This is a genomic window from Moheibacter sediminis (assembly GCF_900176425.1).
Lineage (GTDB): Bacteria > Bacteroidota > Bacteroidia > Flavobacteriales > Weeksellaceae > Moheibacter > Moheibacter sediminis.
In genome coordinates this window covers 98,463-117,731 of record NZ_FWXS01000004.1, presented here as the reverse complement: position 1 = coordinate 117,731, position 19,269 = coordinate 98,463, and the positions used below count along the sequence as shown (strand labels likewise).

Sequence of the window (19,269 nt, the reverse complement as noted above, 5' to 3'; positions counted from 1 at the left end):
ATTATGCAACTACTTAATTTATATATAAAAGACTATAAGTTACTTTCAGATTTTGAAATCAACTTTACAGAAGGGTTCCAAAATGAAGATACTTTCAATGTCATTATTGGAGAGAATGGTGCTGGTAAAACAACCCTGTTAGAGGGAATCTTAAAGATATTTGGGAATCTATACGAAGCTAATACATTACAAGATATTGAAAAAAAAATCAAGTCAATTGATTTCAAATTTACTATATCGTATTTCATTAGGGCAGAAAGAGTATTGGAAGAAACTTCGATCTCTAAGGATTCCAGAATTGATTATATAAAACTACAGTTTAGTAACATTGATAAAAATTGGATAAGACTGGAGTATACGGATTCTATTTTTGACAATGATGATGTGAACAATTTTTTATTCAAAACACAGTATCTTGTAAAAGATTTACTTCCTAAAAATGTAGTACTGTATTATGCAGGATTTGATGGAAGGTTGAGCAAATTAACTCAAAAATTCACCTATGATTTCTTTAAAGATTGGTTCACATTTGTTAGTGAAGATAGTGACAAGCAAACATTAGGATTAAATATTAATGCACCTATTTTTCACTTTAATCCTAATCAATTTAATTTATTGCTGTTTAGTCTTTTTTGTAAGGAAAGTGGCGATGTGTATAAATTTATAAGGGAAAAATTTGGTATTGTTGGTTTTACTGATATAACTCTTGTTTTAAAAAGTCCAAGTTGGTCAAAAGGCTCGTCAAAAGAATTTTGGGGAGCAAAAGGAATTATCAAAGATGCGCTTGATAAATTTAATAAGGCATCGCAAGAATCTGAATTCCTAAAGAGAGGCATATCATTTTCTTATTTTATTCCAGACGTTTTATTTAATCTTTCTGGGTATAGTACAGACGATTCATTTGCATCAGAAAAAGACATTTTTCAAACTCTGTTGGCTTTAGATATAATGGGGCTATTGGATAAAGTTCAAATTACGCTAGTCAAAGAGATAGCTCCAGAAAAAAATATTGAAATATCTAGCCAAGATTTAAGTGAGGGTGAGAAACAACTTTTATCTATTTACGGACTAAAACAGATTATTTCAACAAATGATGAAAGTTTGTTTTTGTTTGATGAGCCTGATACATTCCTACATCCTAAATGGAAAAAAGAATTCTTTAAAAATTTGTATTACGATACTGATGGAGTTAAAAGCACATTTAATGATTTTGATATCATAACAACTCACTCTCCCGAAATTATTGGAGGTATAAAACATAACATATTACTAAGAAGATTAATGGAGGGAAAAGTGTCAGATAAAGAGTATTTTGTCAAGGGGCGAGATTATAATTCGATATTATTTGAAGCTTTCGGTACTGAAAAAAGCTCAGACATTGGCAAAGATTTACTATCTTCCTTTTATGATTTTTTAGAATCTAAGCAATTGGATAAGGCTAAACAAGTATTGGACAACATTATCAATGAAAGAGGTCTTGATGATATAGAAACCCAAAGAGCTTTAGATAATTTTGATGATTATGATTAGATATGAAGTATATTCAGAAGAAGATTGTATTAGAACCCAATACTCTAAGAGATTACAGAAATAATACACCAGAACCTAAATCATATAAAGGTTTTGGAGATACAGATAAAAAATTAAAAAAGGCACTATTAAACGAACAAGGTTACCTATGTGGTTACTGTATGAAAAAAATTGTTGATGAGAAGTATGTTTCAGTTGAACATTATATCTCGCAAGAAAAACATGTTGACTCTCCTCATAGTGAAGCATATCATAAAAGATTATCGTTGATTTATAACAATATGATTGGGGTATGTATAAATAATGGTGAACATTGTGACAAAAGCAGAGGGAATATTCCTTTTAGAATTTTAAATCCTCATCAAAATGTATGTGAAAGTCTGATAACGTATAACTTGATTGGCGAAGTGGTTGATAGGAATAACAGTAATGTAGCATATGATATTGAATTGCTAAAATTAAACTGTCAGCCTTTGAAAGAGTTAAGGATTAATTTGTGGGAAGATGCAAAAACTAAATTAATAGCCAAACACTCTAAAGTAACTTGGACAAAAAAAATTCTGGAAACTGAAAAACAATTTTATACTGAAAAGAGTAATGGAAAGTACAGTGCTTTTTGTAACTATATAATATTTAGATTTAATGAGCTGATAAAACAGCCAAAATATAATTCATGATGATATTATAAGATAAAACAGATTCATACCATTTGGGAAAATTATGTGGCAACCAATAAAAGAGTACTCAATACCAAAGGAAATTAATACGCTAATATAGATGAAGCAAGATTAAACGCAATCGTAGAACTGTCGTTGAATTTAACACCAAACCCGCTATTTTTCCTAACCTGCTGTTGTGTGTTCGGCTTTTTATAATGTCAGTTTATGAATGAAGTCTGTAATTGCTGGAATATTTTCATATAGTCCTCTTCCTGCAACTGAAGCAGTTACTCCGCCTAACCATTTCATAGTTTTTTCTACAAATTTTGGCTGGTCATTTGTTTTAGCTTCAATAATTGTTTTAAGTTCCTCAACCTCTTCTTCGGTCACTCCATAAGATTTTAATTTTTCTACATCTTCTGATTTTAATGAAGTGATATTTATAGTTTGCACATTATTATTTCCTGTTGCAATATTCAAGGGATTACTATTTCCATAAATATTGTTTGTAATTATATGTTGAACTTTATCTTTATTTTCTTCTGTCATTTCGTATTTATTTTCAAGGTTTGGAAATTCATTATTTAACTGCATTAAAGTATCAAGGAGTTTTTGCTTTGTTAATTCAATAACACTTTGGTAATGTACTTTACCAATTTCTCTTTGAGCTTTACGAATTACTCCTCTATATAAAGTAATTTGTGGTTTAAATGGCTTTGCCAAAATTTCAATCATTTGTGGTGGCAAATTAATGTATCCTTTTGGCTTATCAATGCTTTCAATTTGTGCCTCAACTATTGAAATGGGTTCTATTATAAAATGATTATTTACAGATTCTTTAAATTTTTCATCCATATCTTCTGGTACTATTACTGGAAAAGTATTAAATTTTCCACCTGGAATTTCCATAACAAGTTCAATTAGACTCCAAATTTTTCTGTAGCTTGGTAAATATTCATCTTGATATTCGTAACCTTCAAGTTCTTTATTTAGCCATTTTGAGAAAATGTCATTTTTGATTTCATTTGCAATAAGTTTTGCTCTTGTTAATCCTTGAGATAATTTAATCTTATCGTAAGCTATATCAGTAATTAGTTCTTTTATCATTTTATGTTATTTGTTTTTCAACGTTCTCACTCAAGCTGACGCACAACACAAAGATAAACTAAATAGGTACAGACACTTAAATGCAAATTTTTCAACCAATTATTCGATGATTACCATTTGTAGTTGTATTTCTATTTTTGAAGTTTATAATGAAATCTGACATTAAAATGAAATGCACGATTTAGTTTATAATTATTTTCTCTTTTTCAACATCTTGTAATGAGGAATATCTTTCTAAATTCTGATTTTAATCTTTGATTTTCAGATAATTATTTCTTTTTTAGAAAATCGAATAGTCCCATATTTTGTAGGTTTATTAAGTTAGTTTATTCATATTACTTACCCCCGCCATCAATGCCATATTTCTTGCATGAGATTCTTCTTGTTCTCTTTTTTCAATTTGGTCGATTTGTCGCGCGATGGTAAAATTGTGTGAATTTACTTTGGAAGGAATCAGAAAAAGGTCGATAAATGCCCAAATCCCCAATCCGCCTAAAGTAAGCCAGTATAAAATCTGAGTTCCCCATCTTCCTAGATAAGCATAGTGGCAACCTATAAAAAACCAACACAGATAAGCTATTCCCGTTGATTTCATTTGAGACATCAAATAATGTTTATTCATAATGACTTGATTTTTAATAGAATAGAGTAATAATCTGCCAAATATAAAATCTTTTTCCAAACACACATTAAGGAAAACCATAATTCAAAAAAAATAACCATAAAAAATTTAGCTGATGGTTTTTCCGGTGATATATGTTTGTTGAAATGCGTACTATTGTATTTCAAACGTAAATCATTATGATTATAAAAAAATGTCGCTTTTCAATTGATTAAGACAAACACCTTAAAAATTATCCCGAAATCCATTTTATGACAGACCGAAAAGAAATCATAGCAAAACTTAATCAAATCGTAGAAGAAAAAATCCGACAATTTCAAGCACTGATCGATGATTTGCGAAGCTCCAATACCGAAACCAAAAGCAGTATGGGGGATAAATATGAAACTTCAAGAGAGATGCTTCAACAGGAAATCATGCAGATTCAACGGCAGCTGGCAGTTTTTCAGGAGCATCAATCTCATGTGAGAAGGTTAACAGACATCTCTTCCGAGATCATCAGAACAGGAAGTATTGTGAAAACTACCTTTGGGAATTTTCTGATCATCACCAGTCTGGGGGAATTTCAAATAGAAGGAGAGAAATTCGTCAGCATTTCTGAACAGACACCTTTGGCGCAGCAATTACTCGGTAAAAAAACAGGTGACTCTTTTTCAATCCAACAGCGAGCTTATCAGATATTAGAAGTAGATTGAGCAAGGTAACTGTCATATAAAAACACCTCTGGCTAAAATTTATCCCAAATTGAAAAATGGATTTCTTTTGATGAAATTAAACAGACGATGGTTTTGAACAGATAAGGTATTACTAAATAATTATGTTCTTTTTTATACTATAGGAGATTCAAAGCTTAAACATAAGACTATCCTTATTCTCAATAAAATAAATAATAAATTTTTTAAATAACTTTACCCCATCAACTCTTTCCCTATACTGTAATCATTCAGATTATAAGTAAAATACCTTTTGATTTTACGCTTCTCCATATAAAAATCAATTCGTCCAAGATACAATCCTGCCCAACCAACCTGATTTACAAGTACCATTTTACCATCTTTATTCTTGAACTGTTGTGGCTCCGGTAAAAAAGTATGCGTATGTCCGCCTATAATCAAATCAATCCCAGAAGTTTTCTGTGCAAGATGGATGTCTGATACCTTTTTAGGATCATTTTTATACTCATAACCTAAGTGAGAAAGACAGATAACCAATTCACACTCCTTTTCCTGGCGCAGAAACCGAACCATTCCTTGTGCCACTTTGATAGGATCCAGATACCTCGTATCACCGTACATTTCTTTTCCCACAAGACCTTCCAACTGTATTCCTAAACCAAACACACCGATCTTTACACCCTCCTTTTTATAAATCTGAAACGGTTTAAACTTACCATCCAGTATCGTGTTGGAAAAATCATAATTCGAACAGATAATATCAAATCCCGCGTGAGGCAGTTGCTTCAGGATTCCTTCCAACCCATTATCAAACTCATGATTTCCAATCGTCGAAGCATCATAACCCATCTGCGTCATCAGCTTATATTCCAACTCTCCACCATAATAGTTAAAGTAAGGCGTTCCCTGGAAAACATCGCCAGCATCCAGCAGAAGCACATTGGGTTCTTCCTGTCTGATTTTATGGATGAGCGCTGCACGACGCGCAAAACCTCCTTTATTAGAAGTCCTTTCATCACTCGAAACCTCAAAAGGTTCGATGCGTGAATGCTGGTCATTCGTATGAAGTATAGTTATTTTCTGCATTTGATTCAACTCGCCTGCCAATAAATCCGCTCCGGGAATTATTGTTAACAACGAAGCTGCTCCTGCCTTCTTTATAAATTCTCTTCTGGTTTCCATCCAAGTATTGTGTTATGCGTAATGATAATAATTGCTGAATTCTATTCTCTATTGTCTATATTCTCTTTTCTTATTTAAGAATTCTCTGATCAAGATTAACTTTTATAGTATCATGTTTCTCAAAATACTGCATCATCAGGTCCCGGAGTTTAGCATCGAGTATTTCGATCTTTACAGGTTTAGCAAGGAAATCCATCTGGTCTCCTCCTTTTTGCAAATAATCATTGGTTACAACAGTATAAGTTTTGTTTTTATCAAATTTCTCTCCGTTGATTTCAATTGACAAAGTATCATTTGGAATGAATTTAATCCCCGAAACCGGATGTCCCACTTCAGCATTTGACAAATACTTTACCATTTCCAAGACCTTTTCTCCGCTCAAAGTTACCACCAAAGCCTGATTCTCAAACGGCATCAATTCATATACATTTCTTACTGTCAGATCCCCTTTTGTAAAAGTCCTTCTGATTCCGCCGCTGTTGAGCAGACACATATCCACTTTTTCATTGTGCAATTGCTCATAAATTAAATTGGTTTCTTCCCAAATCATATCACAATTCAGATTAGCCAGCGGACTGTTGAAACCACTTTTTGGCAAATCAATCGGTGTGTAAGAAATCACGCGGTTCATTTCTCCATCAAGTTTTTCTTTATAAGGCTGAATGATTTGAACCACTGCCGAATCCGGCCACAGATTCTCATTGATAAAAGTATTGGGATAAGGCTCCGACTTATTAACTTGATAAAACTTCTTTGAACATGAACTGAAAAATATCAGCAACAAAACGGGTGAAATATATTTCGTGAAGCGCATTGAAATGATTAATTTTGATTCGATAGAATTTAAAATCCGATTGAAATCACAAATTTGAGAAAACTTTTGCTGTTTGGCTACTAATTTGATGCTAAATTTTATCAAGACTTAGTTTAAACCTAAATCACGCGAATCATTTAATAATTACATCATAACAACATAATTTTGCATCATGAATAAATTAAGAGGAACCGGAATTGCATTGATTACACCATTTAACCAAGACAGAAGTATCGATTATCCTGCACTGGAAAAATTGGTTGATTATTCTACCAAAGGCGGAGTTGAATATTTGGTTTGTTTGGGCACAACTGCCGAAACACCAACTTTGACCAAAGATGAAAAGAAGCAAATCGTTTCCACTATAAAATCTGCAAATGCAGGAAAATTGCCATTGATCTTAGGAATCGGCGGAAATAATACTGAAGAAATAAAGCAGGAGTTCAAAGATACCGATTTATCAGATTTCACAGCAGTTCTATCGGCTTCTCCGGCTTACAACAAACCCAACCAAGAAGGAATTTATCAGCACTATAAAATATTAGCAGAAAATACAGATGCAGACATTATTTTGTATAACGTACCGGGAAGAACTGGATCCAATATGGAAACTGCAACCACCTTACGTTTGGCAAATGATCTCAAAAATATAATTGCTATCAAAGAAGCTTCCCCTAATTTCTTACAAAGCACTGAAATTTTAAAAGACAAACCAGACGGTTTTGAAGTGATTTCAGGAGATGATGAATTTGGGTTACCGATGACTTTGGCTGGCGGAAAAGGTGTAATTTCTGTAATTGCACAAGGTTTGCCTGAACAATACACAGAAATGATTCGTTTAGGATTGGACAGAAAAGTCGATGAGGCATACAAATTGCATTATAAATTGATGGAAATTACCCGTGCGATTTACGTTGAAGGAAATCCTGCGGGAATTAAATCATTGTTAACTCATAAAGGAATTTGCAAGCCTTACACAAGGCTTCCTTTGGTTCATGCAAGTGATGATTTATCAAACAAAATCAAAACATTATTAGAAAAAATATAATTCAAAACATATAAAATCATGATTAAACAAAATATAATAGACGCCCTGAATAATCAGGTAGAAGCAGAGGCAGGAGCATCACAACTTTATCTCGCAATGGCTTCTTGGGCAGATTCACGCGGATTGGAAGGAATTTCAGAATTTTTATTTGCACATTCAGACGAAGAAAGAATGCACATGCTGAAATTAATACGATTCATCAACGAACGCGGTGGAAAAGCAATCATACCCTCACTTCATATGCCCAAACAAGATTTCCAAAATTTAAATGAAATCTTCACAATGTTATTGGATCACGAAGTAAAAGTTTCTGAAATGATAAACGAGATTGTGGATTTAACCTTATCTGAAAAAGATTATACAACACATAACTTTTTGCAGTGGTACGTTTCTGAACAAATAGAAGAAGAACGCTTGGCCAGAATTATTTTAGACAAATTAAAATTAATCGGTGACGACAAAGGTGGTATGTACTTGTTTGACAGAGACATCTCCACATTTAACCCTGCAAAATAATTTTGCGTTTCATTAACATCTTGCCACAAGCATTTATATTATGTTTGTGGCAATTATTTTATACCTTTGCAAAATGTTTAAAAAGTTAGGCGTACTCATAGTAGTGATGATGGTGGTTGTTTCTTGTAACAGACGTTATGAGAGAGCGATGAAAAGTACAGATAAGGATTTAATCTTACAAACTGCAAATGAATTCTTTGCAGAAGGGAAATATGCCTTTGCGATTGAATTGTATTCAAAAGTAGCTTCATCTTTTTCAGGAACGGATGAAGCAGCAAACATTTTATATAACAGTGCCGAAGCAAATTTTCAAGATAAAAATTACAGATTGGCAGCACACCAGTTCAAGAATTTTTATGTAACCAATCCGGCTGATCCGAGAGCTGAAGATGCAGCATACAAATCTGCTTATTCTTATTACACAGATTCCCCGAAATACAATTTAGACCAGACAAGCACTTACAGTGCAATGTCTGAATTACAGTCATTTATCAATATGTTTCCAGAATCTCCTAATGTTGCTCAGGCAAATGGATACATCGATGAGCTAAGACAAAAATTGGAAAAGAAAGCATTTGAAATTGCAAAAATTTACCATAAAACAATGAAATTCAAAGCAGCGGCAATTGCTTTTGACAATATGTTAGATGAATATCCTGATACGAAATTCCGCGAAGAAGCGATGATGTATTCCTTGCGTTCTAAATATGAACTGGCATTGAATTACAGCCGTTTTGAAACAGAAGAATTGAGATTTCAAAATACAATTACACAACATAAATTATTGCTAAAAGCTTTTCCTGAAACGAAATACAAAGATGAAGCTGATAAACTTTTGAAAAAAACAGAAGAAGCATTGGTAAAACACAGAGAAACTGCTGTTAAAATTGAAGAACACAAAAAAGCAGTAGCCAACAATACACCCGCGAAATAAAATTTAATTCGAATTAAATATATCAAATATGAACTTCAAAGACATAGACGCTCCTACTTCTACCGAAACTTTCAACAGAGGAGTTATTGAAGAAAAAACAGGCAACATCTACCAATCCATTGTGATAATGGGGAAACGTGCCGAACAAATCAACCAGGAAATGAAAACTGAATTGATCCAAAAATTGGATGAATTTGCTTCTCACACTGATTCTTTGGAAGAAATCTTCGAAAACCGCGAACAAATTGAAGTTTCTAAATTTTACGAAAGACTTCCAAAACCTGCTTCTATTTCTATCAAAGAATGGATGAGCGGAGACATTTACTACCGCGTACCGGAAGACGATACGAAATAAAACAAAACGATGTCAATCCTCTACCGGAAAAAGATTCTATTAGCTGTTACCGCAGGGATTGCGGCTTATAAATCCGCTTTTCTGGTTCGTTTGCTTATCAAACAAGGTGCTGAAGTCAAGGTGATTTTGACTCCGGAAGCTTTGGAATTTGTGACACCGCTTACTCTTGCGACTTTGTCAAAAAATCCTGTTGAATGGAAATTTTCTGATGAAGACGGAAGCTGGAACAACCACGTCGATTTAGGACTTTGGGCAGATTACATGATCATCGCTCCGGCAACTGCAAATACAATGTCAAAAATGACAGACGGAGCAGTTGACAATTTGGTTTTGGCAACTTATCTTTCTGCTAAATGTCCTGTTTACCTCGCTCCGGCAATGGATTTGGATATGTATCAACATCCAAGCACGAAAGAAAATTTAGCGAAGTTGGAAAGTTATGGTAACATAATTATTCCGGCGGAAAGTGGCGAATTGGCAAGTGGTTTATCAGGAGAAGGTCGAATGGCTGAACCTGAAAATATCGTTTCATTTCTGGAAAATCATATTCAGAAAAATTTACCGCTTTTTGGTAAAAAAGTTTTGGTTTCTGCAGGTCCAACTTATGAAAAAATTGATCCGGTTCGTTTTATCGGAAATTTTTCTTCAGGTAAAATGGGAATTGAAATTGCAAAAAATGCTGCCAAAAACGGAGCAGATGTAACTTTAGTTTGCGGACCTTCCAAAGAAAAATCTGACGGATATAACATTCAAAGAATTGATGTCGTTTCTGCCGAAGAAATGAAATCTGAAATGGAAAGCCATTTTGAAAATTCGGATATCGTTATTATGTCTGCTGCAGTTGCTGATTACAAAGTCATCAATCCTGCAACTGAAAAAATTAAAAAGTCTGAGAGTGAGCTGATCATTCATTTGACCAAAAATCCTGATATTTTAAAAGGCTTGGGTGAAAAGAAAACACATCAGATTTTGGTAGGGTTTGCTTTGGAAACCAATAATGAAATGGAATTTGCCAAAGGAAAATTAGAAAAGAAAAATCTGGATTTCATCGTTTTGAATTCATTGCAAGATGAAGAAGCCGGCTTCCAGAAAGACACAAATAAAATTACCATCATTTCTCGAAATGGTGAACCCGTGATTTATAAAGCAAAAAATAAAACGGAAGTTGCACAAGATATTCTTAACTTTATCGTTGAAAATTATAAAATATGAACAAGATTAAGTTGCTGATAGTATGTTTGATGGTTACAGCCGTAGCTTCTGCTCAGGAATTCATGGCGACAGTAACCGTTGATTACCAGCAAGTACAAGGATCAAATAACCAGGTTTTTCAGACTTTGGAAAAATCACTTCGTGACTTCATCAACACAACTAAATGGACTGAAGGGCGTTATAAAATTCATGAAAAAATTGAAGCTAACTTTTTGGTAATTGTTACCGGAAGGAGCGGAAGCACTTATCAGGCACGCTTACAAGTTCAATCCAGAAGACCGGTTTACAATTCTACTTATTATACGCCCGTTTTGAATTTCGTGGATGCGAATTTCGACTTTGAATACACAGAATTTGAAGAATTAATTTTTAATCCAAGAAAATTCAGCGGCAAAAACCTGACTGACGTTATAGCATACTATGTTTACTTCGCTTTGGGAATGGATTCCGACACTTTTCAAAAAGAAGGTGGAACGCCCTATTTCAACATTGCGCGCCAGATCACAACCAATGCAAACGGTTCTCGCTATACAGGATGGGGTGAAATCGATGGGAACAAATCTCGTGCGACGCTCATCAATAATGTGATGAAATCTGACAATTCCACTTTGAGAAATTTATATTACCAATACCACAGAGTCGGTTTGGACGGAATGAGTGACAACGAAACAAAAGCTAAAAATACGATAGGAAACGCTTTACTGACCTTGAGTTTTTACCAAAAAGGAAATTACGCACTTTTTTATCCGTTGGATATTTTTTTCATGGCAAAAAAAGATGAAATTTCTAAAATATTCAGTGGCGGCATGATGTCTTCCGTTGACATCGCAGGAGTGAAAGAAGTTTTGACTGCGCTATCGCCTACTAACAGCCAACTTTGGAATAATCTGAAAAAATAATGCTGACCCGTTTATCGGTTTCAAATTTTGCCATCATCGACGAATTGCAATTGCAATTTGGCGACGGATTGACTATAATTACAGGTGAAACCGGAGCTGGAAAATCAATTCTATTGGGCGCATTAAAACTCGTTTTGGGTGAGCGCGCCGATTTGAAGCAACTCAATAATGCTGAAAAAAAGTGCATCATCGAAGCTACTTTCGATATTTCTAAATTAAATCTAAGTTCCTTTTTTGAGGAAAATGAATTGGATCACGAGTCAGAATCCATCCTAAGAAGAGAACTTTTACCCAGCGGAAAATCCAGAGCTTTTATCAATGATACGCCTGTTACGCTGGATGTTTTGCAAGAATTGAGTGAGCAATTGATTGACATTCATTCGCAATTTAGTACTGCTAATTTGTTAGATGAAAATTACCAGATGCAGATTTTAGATGCTTATGCAAATCAAATTTCATCGGTAAATGAATACAAAAAAAATTATCTGCTCAGAAATAGCAAAAGAAGTGAACTGAAAAAATTGGAAGAAAAACTCCAATCAAAATCTCAGGAAGCTGATTATCAGAATTTTTTATTGAATGAATTGAGCGAATCCAATTTGAAAAAAGAAGAATTGGAAGAATTGGAAAAAGAACAGAAAGAATTACAGCATGCTGATGAGATTCAAAGAGTTTTAGGTGAAATTCAAACTAAATTGGAAACTCCTGAATTTGGAATTATCGTTCAATTAAATGAAGTTCTTTCCGGTACGCAGCGTATTTCTAATTATACTTCAGATTTGGACTCACTTTCAGAAAGATTTAATTCTGTAAAAATTGAAATTCAGGATCTTGAAAATGAAATCCAATCCAAAATCAGCAAGTTGGAACTAAATCCTGAAAGGCTTGATGAAGTCAATGACAGGATCAATTTGCTACATTCGCTGATGGTGAAACACCGCGTCAATTCTACAGAAGAATTGCTTGAAATTTTATCAAAATTAGAATCGGAAAATTCAGATTTTAACTCAATTGAAATTCAGATTGAAAAAATCAAACAGGAAATCAATACTATTGAAAATCAGTTGAAATCCTTTTCTGAAAAAATTTCTTCCAAAAGAAAATCAGTTGTTTCAAAAGTTGAAAATTCCATTTTAGAAACACTTTCCAAATTAGGTATGGAAAATTCGTCTATCAATATTGAATTAAAAACTTCAGACGAATTTACTCCAAATGGTATAGACAAAATCGATATGCTGTTTACGGCCAACAAAGGTTCTGAATTGAAACCTATTGGAAAATCTGTTTCCGGTGGTGAACGTTCACGTTTGATGCTGGCAATCAAGAAACTACTTTCTTCACATTTGGATTTACCAACTTTGATTTTGGATGAAGTTGATACCGGAGTTTCCGGAAAAGTAGCTGACGAAGTCGGAAAATTGATGCAGGAAATGTCGCAGGAAATGCAATTGATAAGCATCACGCATTTACCACAAGTGGCTGCAAAAGGACAATTTCACCTCAAAGTTTTGAAAAAAACTGAATATAATCTTACACAAACTTCTGTAAAAGAATTAAATAAAGAAGAAAGAATCTTGGAAATTGCTGAATTAATCAGTGGGGCAAGCATTTCTGAAAGTGCTTTGCAGCAAGCGCGTGAACTTCTCCAAAATGCATAAAAAAACCTCATAGTAGAGAGACCATGAGGCATAAATAACTAACACACAAAAAATCTTAAAAAATAAGACTTTATATTTTAAGAGGTTTTAAAAACCTACATTAATTCAAAATATTTATACAAATGTAAACAAAGTCTATCAATTTACTATAGTATTTGTTTAAAATTTTTTAATTTATTTTAAATCTTCTAAAGACTGGCTTTCCAAAACTTTGAGCGTTTTGTCTCTTACCTTTACCATAACGCGATTGAGCGTGCAAGTCATCTCATCTTTACAGTCATCACATTTCTGGTAATAATTTAAACTCACGCAAGGAAGTAATGCAATCGGACCGTCTAAAACGCGAATAATCGATGCAACGGTAATATTTTCCGCTGGTCTCATCAAAAAATAACCTCCACCCTTCCCTTTTTTGGAAGCAAGCAAACCATTCTTTTTCAAGTCCAATAAAATTCCTTCTAAAAATTTCTGAGGAATGGATTCTTCCTGTGAAATCTCAGAAATAAGAATAGGAAAACGTTCTGTATTCCTTGCCAGATAAGCCATTGCCTTTAATCCGTACTTTGTTTTTTTAGAAAGCATAATTTTTCAAAAAATTACTTTAAAAAAGGTATCAATTGGTTTTAGAATAACAAATTTCGTCAAATTATTCTAACTTGCAAGCCAATTAATGAAGATTAGAAAATGAAAGCAAAATTTTTACCATTTATTTTTACAGGATTAGCCTCTTTTACCTTCGCACAGTACTCAACACCAAACACTGGTGTAGAATGGACTTTAGATGATATTGCAGCTGCTTCTCCGGAAACGGTCACAGTTTCTGGAAATGAATACAAGCTGCATGAAAATTTGATAATAGAAACCAATGATGCTTTATTATTAAATGAAAATCTGACTTTGAAAATCGGTTCTGAAGTAGAAATTGAAGTGAAAGGAAAATTCATCAGCGATGCTGGAGATGAACAAATTACCATTACGGCAATTGATAATGAAACCCCGTATGAAGGATTTTGGTTTTATGATGAATCAGAAGGTTTTTTCAGAAATACATTGATTACACATGGAGGAGGAATCAGAGTTGTAACTGCAAAGTTTGAGATGTATAATTGCGAAATGACTCACAACATAAAATCAGATGGTTCTTCATCAGGAGGAGCTATTTCCTTTTCAAAAGGAAGCCCTGTAATTAAAAATTCAATATTTAAATTCAATGTACATCCCGCATTAAGTTCAGGCGCAAACACATCCGTTTCAGCTTTGATTGAAGGAAATTATTTTGAAGGAAATAATACTTCAAACAACAATCGTCCACAAATCAACATGGGGCCGAGTGGCGATGCAGATTCTATCAGAATCATCAACAATACGGTTATCGGTGACAGAGATTTGACGATGGTGGGTGGTATTTCTGCTTCGAGTTTAGTAAATGTTCTGAATAAAATTGTAATCAAAGGAAATATCGTAAAAAACAATCGTTATGGAATCACCTCTATGGGAAATTCAACAGGAGTTATTGCTGATAATGTTATAGAAGATAATAATTCTGAAGGAATCCCGATGAATGGCGGAAGCGGCATTAATTTGTTCAGTACTAATTTAATTTATGTGAAGAATAACCAGATCAGAAGAAACCTATGGGGTGTGACCATGCAGGGAACTGCTCAGGCTAATTTCGGCAGCGATGATGATGAAGATTTCAATCCTGGAGGAAATGTTTTCAGTGAAAATGGCAATGAAGGAGAAGTTTATGCTTTGTTCAACAATACTCCAAATACTGTAAAAGCTTTACACAATTGCTGGATTGAAGGTCAGGAATCTACGATTGAAGATGTAGAAAATGTGATTTCACATAAAAATGACGATGATACTTTAGGAGAAGTTTTCTTTGATCCTTTTGAATGCGGCGTCTTGATGTCGATAAATGATTTAAACAAAAACAGTTTCAAAATCTATCCTAATCCTGCTAGAAATTCATTCTTTATTGAATCTCAAGAAAAAGGAAATGTAACAGTTTATGATTTGAGCGGTAAAAAAGTTCTTTCTAAAAATAATTTAAATGGACAAAATCAAATCAATATTTCTTTACCTAAAGGAATTTATTTGGTTGAATTTGACAATCAAAAATCAAAAACTACAAAGAAATTAGTTGTAGAATAATTTCAAATTGAAATAAATAAAAAAGTCCTGATTTTTAGTCAGGACTTTCTTTTTGGAATGAATTGTAATTTACTTTCCAATATTTTTTACATCATCAGCCAGTTTTTTAGAACCATCTTTCACGTCATTCGCCAGTTTTTTGGAACCATCCTTTACATCATCGGCTACTTTCTTAGTGCCCTCTTTTACATCTTGAGCAGTCTCTTTAACACCTTCTTTGGTCTCTTTATATGCTTCTTTTGAAGCTTCTCCAACATCATTTGCTGCATTTTTCATCCCATCAACAGCTTCATGTGCGCCATCTTCAACTGCATTTGCCGCATTGTTTGCTGTATTTTTGATAGCATCCCAAGCGGTTTGGGCATCGTCTTTCACTTTCTGTGCTGCTTTTTCTGCTGTTTTGTCCCCGCTTTCCTTAGCTTTTTGAAGATTTTCTTCGGCCTCTTGCAATCTTTTACGTGCCTCAGTCATTTTAGCATTCTCTGCAACAGAAATCGTATCTTGGGGAATTGCATTCGGATCAGTCGCTGGTGGATTTTCTTTAGGGCCACAGGAAAACATAATAAATGAAGCCCCGATTGTAATTAAGCCTAAAATTAAATTAGATTTTTTCATAATAATTGGATTTTTGTTTAAATACGAATTTAACAATTTCAATGCCATAATCAAAAAAAAATTCCAACATAAAAAACATGAGGTATATTTGTAATCTAACTTACTAACTAGACTGACCATTTTGGTTACCTAACTTAAATCTATAATGAAAATGAGAAAGCTATTTGTATTCTTGTTAGTGATTATGTGCAACCTAAATCACACATTCGCTCAGGTCGGAATTGGGATTCAAAGCCCTCACCCTTCCTCCATTTTACACCTAAATTCAACTAATAAAGGATTATTAATCCCTAATGTATCTTTACAAAACAGTTCAGATACAAGCACAATTACGAGTGCTGAAAACAGCCTTCTTGTTTTTAACACATCATCTTTGAATGGTTTAACGCCCGGATTTTACTATTGGCATAGTGGGCAATGGAACAGACTCTCTACAGGAAGCACCGGAAGCGGCTCCGGAGTTGACTGGTCATTGGGAGGAAATACAATAAGTTCGTCTGATTATTTAGGAACCAATAATTATCAGAATTTAGTTTTAAAAGTAAATAATACTCAAATTGGGAAGTTTGTCCCTAATGGAGGAATTAGTTTGGGGAATGGTGCCAACGCCAATGAAAATCAATCAGTTGCTATAGGAACTAATGCAAATTCATCTGCTTCTAATCAAGCCACTGCCATCGGTTACAATTCTACAGCTAGCGGTTACCAATCTACAGCAGTGGGATATGGAGCGATAAGTTCTCATAATTCTGCGATGGGCTTAGGGTATAATTCTAATGCAAGCGGCTATCAATCAACTGCTTTAGGATACAATTCTAAAAGTTCCAACAATTCCACTATGGCAGTTGGAAATGAATCTACAGCTTCCGGTGAAAACTCAATTTCCTTGGGAGTTAGTGCCAATTCTTCAGGACAAAATTCTGCTGCAATTGGTTATCAGGCGACGACTTCTCAGGCAAATGCAATTGTTTTGGGAAATAGTTCTAATAACAATAACAAAGTGGGAATTGGTACCAATTCCCCAGACGAAAGGCTTCATGTTGCCGGAAAAGTAAAAATAGCTGATGGTTCGCAAGCAAACGGATATGTTTTGACTTCGAATGCAAATGGCGTTGCTACATGGAAATCTCCTGATGACGCAAACAATGTTGCATATGCTCAAGCACACAAATCATCAAATGAAAACCTAAGTTCCAGCAACGGAATAACTTTTGGGACTCCCGGAGAAGTTCATAATTTAAATGTAGATTCCAACTACATCCAAACACAAACTAAAACCGGAATTTATAAAATTACCTATACAGTTTCTGTAAGAAAAAATTCAGGCTCGGCAATCAGCCCTGAATTTTACCTGACTTTAGGAGGGTCAGAAATTGCAGGCACCAGAACTTTTGCTACTGTATCAAATGGTGAAAGTGTAACCGTTACAGCAACTAAACTTGTGAGCATCACTAGCCAGTATCAGTTGATCAGAATTATGTCCAATATGACAGACAACAATACCTCTGTTTTGGCGGGAGGAACAAATTTAATAGTAGAATTTGTAAGATAAATTTATTTGAATTCTTTCCAGTGAGGGATTACAACAGATAAGCCATATCCGATAAACACAAATAATGTAAACATGGAATAAAGTGTGCCGTCAGGCATAAATTCAGGTTGCATCGCTATCGATATAAATAGTGATGCAATGGTTAGATAAACCCCTATTTTTCGATAAAAATATACCAAAATGATTCCTATCAATGCCACTAGACCCAAGCCTAATGTTGCCAAAGGATACCATTCCGGCATTTGCAAATCTTCAAGTTGGAAGTGTTCTTTGAAAAGGAAATCATTTGTACTCCACAATCTGTAACCACGAAATAAAATTCCGCTGATAAGCACCACCATCAGAGCAATCAAACCATTAAACCAAATTGATCTTTTTATCATGTTGCAAAATTAATAGTTAAAACAAGAAATCATAACCCTTCAAAGTCATTTTTTCATATTTCTCTTCATCAAACATATAAAGCTTTGAAATTTTTCGATACAAATTTGGGTCTGTATAATTTCCTGATTCAATTATCAGATTGGAATTAAATATTTTTTTGCGGAAATTTCTTTTGTCCAATTCACGATTCAGAGCCTTTTCATAAATTAACTGCAACTGAGAAATCGTAAATTCTTTCGGCAAAAGATTAAATCCAACCGGGCGTCGTTTTACTCTTCTTTTCAAACGTTCTTTTGCATAAACGATGATATCATTGTGATCAAATGCAAGATCGGGAATCTTGTTGTAGGGAATCCAAACTCCTCCAAATTTCTCAGAATGCGCTTTCACTTCAGGAGTCAATTTAACCAACGCATAATAAGCAACATTGATGACGCGTCCCATTGGATTTCGGAAAACTTTACTAAACGCTTTCAACTGTTCCAGATAAATAGAATTTGGATCAACTCCAATCTTTTCAATTAACAATTGATGAATCGCAGCGTCATTTCCCTCAGTCGGGCGAATATATTTCCCTGGTAAAATATAAGCTCCTAAAAATGGTTCATGCGTTTTTTTGGTCAGTAAAATTGAAAGTTCTTCACCATCAAAACCAAATAAAACCAAACTGGACGCTACTGCAAAATTAAAATATTCTCCTAGCGGATTGTTTTCTGTTTTCATTTGAAATTCATTATTTAAAAATTGATCTCATCAATCGATTTTTGTCATTGAAGCTTTCTTCAAGAGAAATCATGGACTCAGTCCGCAGAACATCATCTATCTCATCAATTTTAAAAATAACTTCCTTCGCATGATTGGTATCGCGCGCTCTGATTTTACAGAAAATATTATATTTACCCGAAACGATGTGCGCTACGGTTACATTTGGAATTTTGTATAATTCTTCAACTACACCTTGTATTTTATTGGTCTTAGTCAATAATAGACCTACATAAGCAACAAATTGATAACCCATTTTATCATAATCCGTAATCAGAGTTGTCCCTTTAATGATGCCTGCATCTTCCAACTTTTTTACACGAACATGTATGGTTCCCGCAGAAACTTCCATTTTTTTGGCAATTTCAGTAAAAGGCATGCGTGTATTTTCAATCAAATACATCAAAATCGTTTTATCTACATCATCGATATCATAATTTGGCTTCATATCAGAACCTACATTTTATTAAATTAATAATTTATGAACTTAAATTTTATCAAATTTATAAATAAATTCATTAAATCAATATATTTTTTTTAAATATTTTGACAAAACATTAAATTAGCAACAAGTTTTGAATCACAAAAA

General features: G+C 33.9%; 21 protein-coding genes. 12 read left to right on the top strand and 9 right to left on the bottom strand.

Going from position 1 to position 19,269, the window contains the following annotated elements:
* Nucleotides 1-3 precede the first annotated feature (3 nt).
* Together B8977_RS07260 and B8977_RS07255 are read left to right on the top strand one after the other, a co-directional pair.
* Nucleotides 4-1,530 (top strand): AAA family ATPase, encoded by a 1,527-nt coding sequence (locus B8977_RS07260; protein ID WP_084017034.1) that lies wholly within the window; start codon nucleotides 4-6, stop codon nucleotides 1,528-1,530.
* A 2-nt stretch (nucleotides 1,531-1,532) separates the two neighbouring features.
* Nucleotides 1,533-2,207 (top strand): HNH endonuclease family protein, encoded by a 675-nt coding sequence (locus tag B8977_RS07255; RefSeq protein WP_084017033.1) that lies wholly within the window; start codon nucleotides 1,533-1,535, stop codon nucleotides 2,205-2,207.
* Nucleotides 2,208-2,399: 192 nt separating this feature from the next.
* On the opposite strand, the gene B8977_RS07250 is transcribed toward B8977_RS07255, so the two are convergent.
* A complete protein-coding gene (locus B8977_RS07250) occupies nucleotides 2,400-3,296 on the bottom strand; it encodes an AbiTii domain-containing protein (RefSeq protein WP_084017032.1) in 897 nt (298 codons plus the stop codon).
* 316 nt (nucleotides 3,297-3,612) lie between these two features.
* The gene (locus B8977_RS07245) at nucleotides 3,613-3,918 is read right to left on the bottom strand and encodes a TM2 domain-containing protein (protein WP_084017198.1); all 306 of its coding nucleotides are present in this window, start codon (nucleotides 3,916-3,918) and stop codon (nucleotides 3,613-3,615) included.
* Nucleotides 3,919-4,169: 251 nt separating this feature from the next.
* Between B8977_RS07245 and B8977_RS07240 the strand changes: the two genes are divergently transcribed.
* Nucleotides 4,170-4,613: a GreA/GreB family elongation factor gene (locus tag B8977_RS07240; RefSeq protein ID WP_084017031.1), complete on the top strand. Its 444-nt coding sequence runs from the start codon at nucleotides 4,170-4,172 to the stop codon at nucleotides 4,611-4,613.
* A gap of 213 nt (nucleotides 4,614-4,826) precedes the next feature.
* Here B8977_RS07240 and B8977_RS07235 read toward each other — a convergent pair whose 3' ends face one another.
* Together B8977_RS07235 and B8977_RS07230 are read right to left on the bottom strand one after the other, a co-directional pair.
* Nucleotides 4,827-5,774, bottom strand: a complete 948-nt coding sequence (locus tag B8977_RS07235; protein ID WP_084017030.1) for a bifunctional metallophosphatase/5'-nucleotidase — start codon at nucleotides 5,772-5,774, stop codon at nucleotides 4,827-4,829.
* A 70-nt stretch (nucleotides 5,775-5,844) separates the two neighbouring features.
* Complete coding sequence (locus B8977_RS07230) at nucleotides 5,845-6,588, bottom strand: 5'-nucleotidase C-terminal domain-containing protein (RefSeq protein WP_143736376.1); 744 nt, start codon at nucleotides 6,586-6,588, stop codon at nucleotides 5,845-5,847.
* Nucleotides 6,589-6,760: 172 nt separating this feature from the next.
* On the opposite strand from B8977_RS07230, the gene dapA reads away from it, so the two are divergent.
* The 7 genes from dapA (at nucleotide 6,761) to recN (ending at nucleotide 13,210) form a co-directional block, all read left to right on the top strand.
* Nucleotides 6,761-7,636, top strand: coding sequence for a 4-hydroxy-tetrahydrodipicolinate synthase (dapA, locus tag B8977_RS07225; RefSeq protein WP_084017028.1), 876 nt, complete (start codon nucleotides 6,761-6,763; stop codon nucleotides 7,634-7,636).
* Between the two features lie 18 nt (nucleotides 7,637-7,654).
* Nucleotides 7,655-8,152 carry a ferritin gene (locus tag B8977_RS07220; RefSeq protein ID WP_084017027.1) on the top strand — a complete coding sequence of 166 codons (498 nt, stop codon included), beginning with the start codon at nucleotides 7,655-7,657 and terminating at the stop codon, nucleotides 8,150-8,152.
* 73 nt (nucleotides 8,153-8,225) lie between these two features.
* On the top strand, nucleotides 8,226-9,086 hold the full coding sequence (locus B8977_RS07215) for an outer membrane protein assembly factor BamD (RefSeq protein WP_084017026.1): 861 nt from the start codon (nucleotides 8,226-8,228) through the stop codon (nucleotides 9,084-9,086).
* Between the two features lie 28 nt (nucleotides 9,087-9,114).
* Nucleotides 9,115-9,441, top strand: coding sequence for a DNA-directed RNA polymerase subunit omega (locus tag B8977_RS07210; protein ID WP_084017025.1), 327 nt, complete (start codon nucleotides 9,115-9,117; stop codon nucleotides 9,439-9,441).
* Between the two features lie 9 nt (nucleotides 9,442-9,450).
* Nucleotides 9,451-10,653, top strand: a complete 1,203-nt coding sequence (gene coaBC, locus B8977_RS07205; protein ID WP_084017024.1) for a bifunctional phosphopantothenoylcysteine decarboxylase/phosphopantothenate--cysteine ligase CoaBC — start codon at nucleotides 9,451-9,453, stop codon at nucleotides 10,651-10,653.
* A complete protein-coding gene (gene porD / locus B8977_RS07200; protein ID WP_084017023.1) occupies nucleotides 10,650-11,552 on the top strand; it encodes a type IX secretion system protein PorD in 903 nt (300 codons plus the stop codon). The genes coaBC and porD overlap by 4 nt, the downstream gene beginning before the upstream one ends.
* Complete coding sequence (gene recN, locus B8977_RS07195; RefSeq protein WP_084017022.1) at nucleotides 11,552-13,210, top strand: DNA repair protein RecN; 1,659 nt, start codon at nucleotides 11,552-11,554, stop codon at nucleotides 13,208-13,210. Before porD ends, recN begins: the two co-directional genes overlap by 1 nt.
* Nucleotides 13,211-13,384: 174 nt before the next feature.
* On the opposite strand, the gene B8977_RS07190 is transcribed toward recN, so the two are convergent.
* Complete coding sequence (locus B8977_RS07190) at nucleotides 13,385-13,792, bottom strand: RrF2 family transcriptional regulator (protein ID WP_084017021.1); 408 nt, start codon at nucleotides 13,790-13,792, stop codon at nucleotides 13,385-13,387.
* Between the two features lie 102 nt (nucleotides 13,793-13,894).
* Between B8977_RS07190 and B8977_RS07185 the strand changes: the two genes are divergently transcribed.
* Nucleotides 13,895-15,367, top strand: a complete 1,473-nt coding sequence (locus tag B8977_RS07185; RefSeq protein ID WP_084017020.1) for a T9SS type A sorting domain-containing protein — start codon at nucleotides 13,895-13,897, stop codon at nucleotides 15,365-15,367.
* Nucleotides 15,368-15,436: 69 nt separating this feature from the next.
* Here the strand turns inward: B8977_RS07185 and B8977_RS07180 are convergent, their stop codons facing one another.
* Nucleotides 15,437-16,030, bottom strand: a complete 594-nt coding sequence (locus B8977_RS07180) for a Tim44 domain-containing protein (RefSeq protein WP_084017019.1) — start codon at nucleotides 16,028-16,030, stop codon at nucleotides 15,437-15,439.
* 103 nt (nucleotides 16,031-16,133) lie between these two features.
* Between B8977_RS07180 and B8977_RS07175 the strand changes: the two genes are divergently transcribed.
* Nucleotides 16,134-17,534 (top strand): hypothetical protein, encoded by a 1,401-nt coding sequence (locus B8977_RS07175; RefSeq protein ID WP_159447468.1) that lies wholly within the window; start codon nucleotides 16,134-16,136, stop codon nucleotides 17,532-17,534.
* A gap of 2 nt (nucleotides 17,535-17,536) precedes the next feature.
* On the opposite strand, the gene B8977_RS07170 is transcribed toward B8977_RS07175, so the two are convergent.
* The 3 genes from B8977_RS07170 to B8977_RS07160 are packed head-to-tail and all read right to left on the bottom strand — an operon-like array spanning nucleotide 17,537 to nucleotide 19,128.
* Nucleotides 17,537-17,917 carry a hypothetical protein gene (locus B8977_RS07170; protein WP_084017017.1) on the bottom strand — a complete coding sequence of 127 codons (381 nt, stop codon included), beginning with the start codon at nucleotides 17,915-17,917 and terminating at the stop codon, nucleotides 17,537-17,539.
* A 16-nt stretch (nucleotides 17,918-17,933) separates the two neighbouring features.
* Nucleotides 17,934-18,641: an NUDIX hydrolase gene (locus B8977_RS07165; protein ID WP_084017016.1), complete on the bottom strand. Its 708-nt coding sequence runs from the start codon at nucleotides 18,639-18,641 to the stop codon at nucleotides 17,934-17,936.
* Between the two features lie 10 nt (nucleotides 18,642-18,651).
* Nucleotides 18,652-19,128 carry an Lrp/AsnC family transcriptional regulator gene (locus B8977_RS07160; protein ID WP_084017015.1) on the bottom strand — a complete coding sequence of 159 codons (477 nt, stop codon included), beginning with the start codon at nucleotides 19,126-19,128 and terminating at the stop codon, nucleotides 18,652-18,654.
* Between the last annotated feature and the right edge of the window lie 141 nt (nucleotides 19,129-19,269).

Bases quoted from the DNA above. Each gene is read 5' to 3' on its own strand.
- porD (WP_084017023.1), top strand. From the start codon at position 10,650: ATGAACAAGATTAAGTTGCTGATAGTATGTTTGATGGTTACAGCCGTA.
- B8977_RS07230 (WP_143736376.1), bottom strand. From the start codon at position 6,588: ATGCGCTTCACGAAATATATTTCACCCGTTTTGTTGCTGATATTTTTC.
- B8977_RS07160 (WP_084017015.1), bottom strand. From the start codon at position 19,128: ATGAAGCCAAATTATGATATCGATGATGTAGATAAAACGATTTTGATG.
- B8977_RS07215 (WP_084017026.1), top strand. From the start codon at position 8,226: ATGTTTAAAAAGTTAGGCGTACTCATAGTAGTGATGATGGTGGTTGTT.
- B8977_RS07235 (WP_084017030.1), bottom strand. From the start codon at position 5,774: ATGGAAACCAGAAGAGAATTTATAAAGAAGGCAGGAGCAGCTTCGTTG.
- B8977_RS07220 (WP_084017027.1), top strand. From the start codon at position 7,655: ATGATTAAACAAAATATAATAGACGCCCTGAATAATCAGGTAGAAGCA.
- B8977_RS07170 (WP_084017017.1), bottom strand. From the start codon at position 17,917: ATGATAAAAAGATCAATTTGGTTTAATGGTTTGATTGCTCTGATGGTG.
- B8977_RS07210 (WP_084017025.1), top strand. From the start codon at position 9,115: ATGAACTTCAAAGACATAGACGCTCCTACTTCTACCGAAACTTTCAAC.
- B8977_RS07190 (WP_084017021.1), bottom strand. From the start codon at position 13,792: ATGCTTTCTAAAAAAACAAAGTACGGATTAAAGGCAATGGCTTATCTG.
- recN (WP_084017022.1), top strand. From the start codon at position 11,552: ATGCTGACCCGTTTATCGGTTTCAAATTTTGCCATCATCGACGAATTG.
- B8977_RS07255 (WP_084017033.1), top strand. From the start codon at position 1,533: ATGAAGTATATTCAGAAGAAGATTGTATTAGAACCCAATACTCTAAGA.
- B8977_RS07185 (WP_084017020.1), top strand. From the start codon at position 13,895: ATGAAAGCAAAATTTTTACCATTTATTTTTACAGGATTAGCCTCTTTT.
- dapA (WP_084017028.1), top strand. From the start codon at position 6,761: ATGAATAAATTAAGAGGAACCGGAATTGCATTGATTACACCATTTAAC.
- coaBC (WP_084017024.1), top strand. From the start codon at position 9,451: ATGTCAATCCTCTACCGGAAAAAGATTCTATTAGCTGTTACCGCAGGG.
- B8977_RS07260 (WP_084017034.1), top strand. From the start codon at position 4: ATGCAACTACTTAATTTATATATAAAAGACTATAAGTTACTTTCAGAT.
- B8977_RS07240 (WP_084017031.1), top strand. From the start codon at position 4,170: ATGACAGACCGAAAAGAAATCATAGCAAAACTTAATCAAATCGTAGAA.
- B8977_RS07175 (WP_159447468.1), top strand. From the start codon at position 16,134: ATGAGAAAGCTATTTGTATTCTTGTTAGTGATTATGTGCAACCTAAAT.
- B8977_RS07180 (WP_084017019.1), bottom strand. From the start codon at position 16,030: ATGGCATTGAAATTGTTAAATTCGTATTTAAACAAAAATCCAATTATT.
- B8977_RS07250 (WP_084017032.1), bottom strand. From the start codon at position 3,296: ATGATAAAAGAACTAATTACTGATATAGCTTACGATAAGATTAAATTA.
- B8977_RS07165 (WP_084017016.1), bottom strand. From the start codon at position 18,641: ATGAAAACAGAAAACAATCCGCTAGGAGAATATTTTAATTTTGCAGTA.
- B8977_RS07245 (WP_084017198.1), bottom strand. From the start codon at position 3,918: ATGAATAAACATTATTTGATGTCTCAAATGAAATCAACGGGAATAGCT.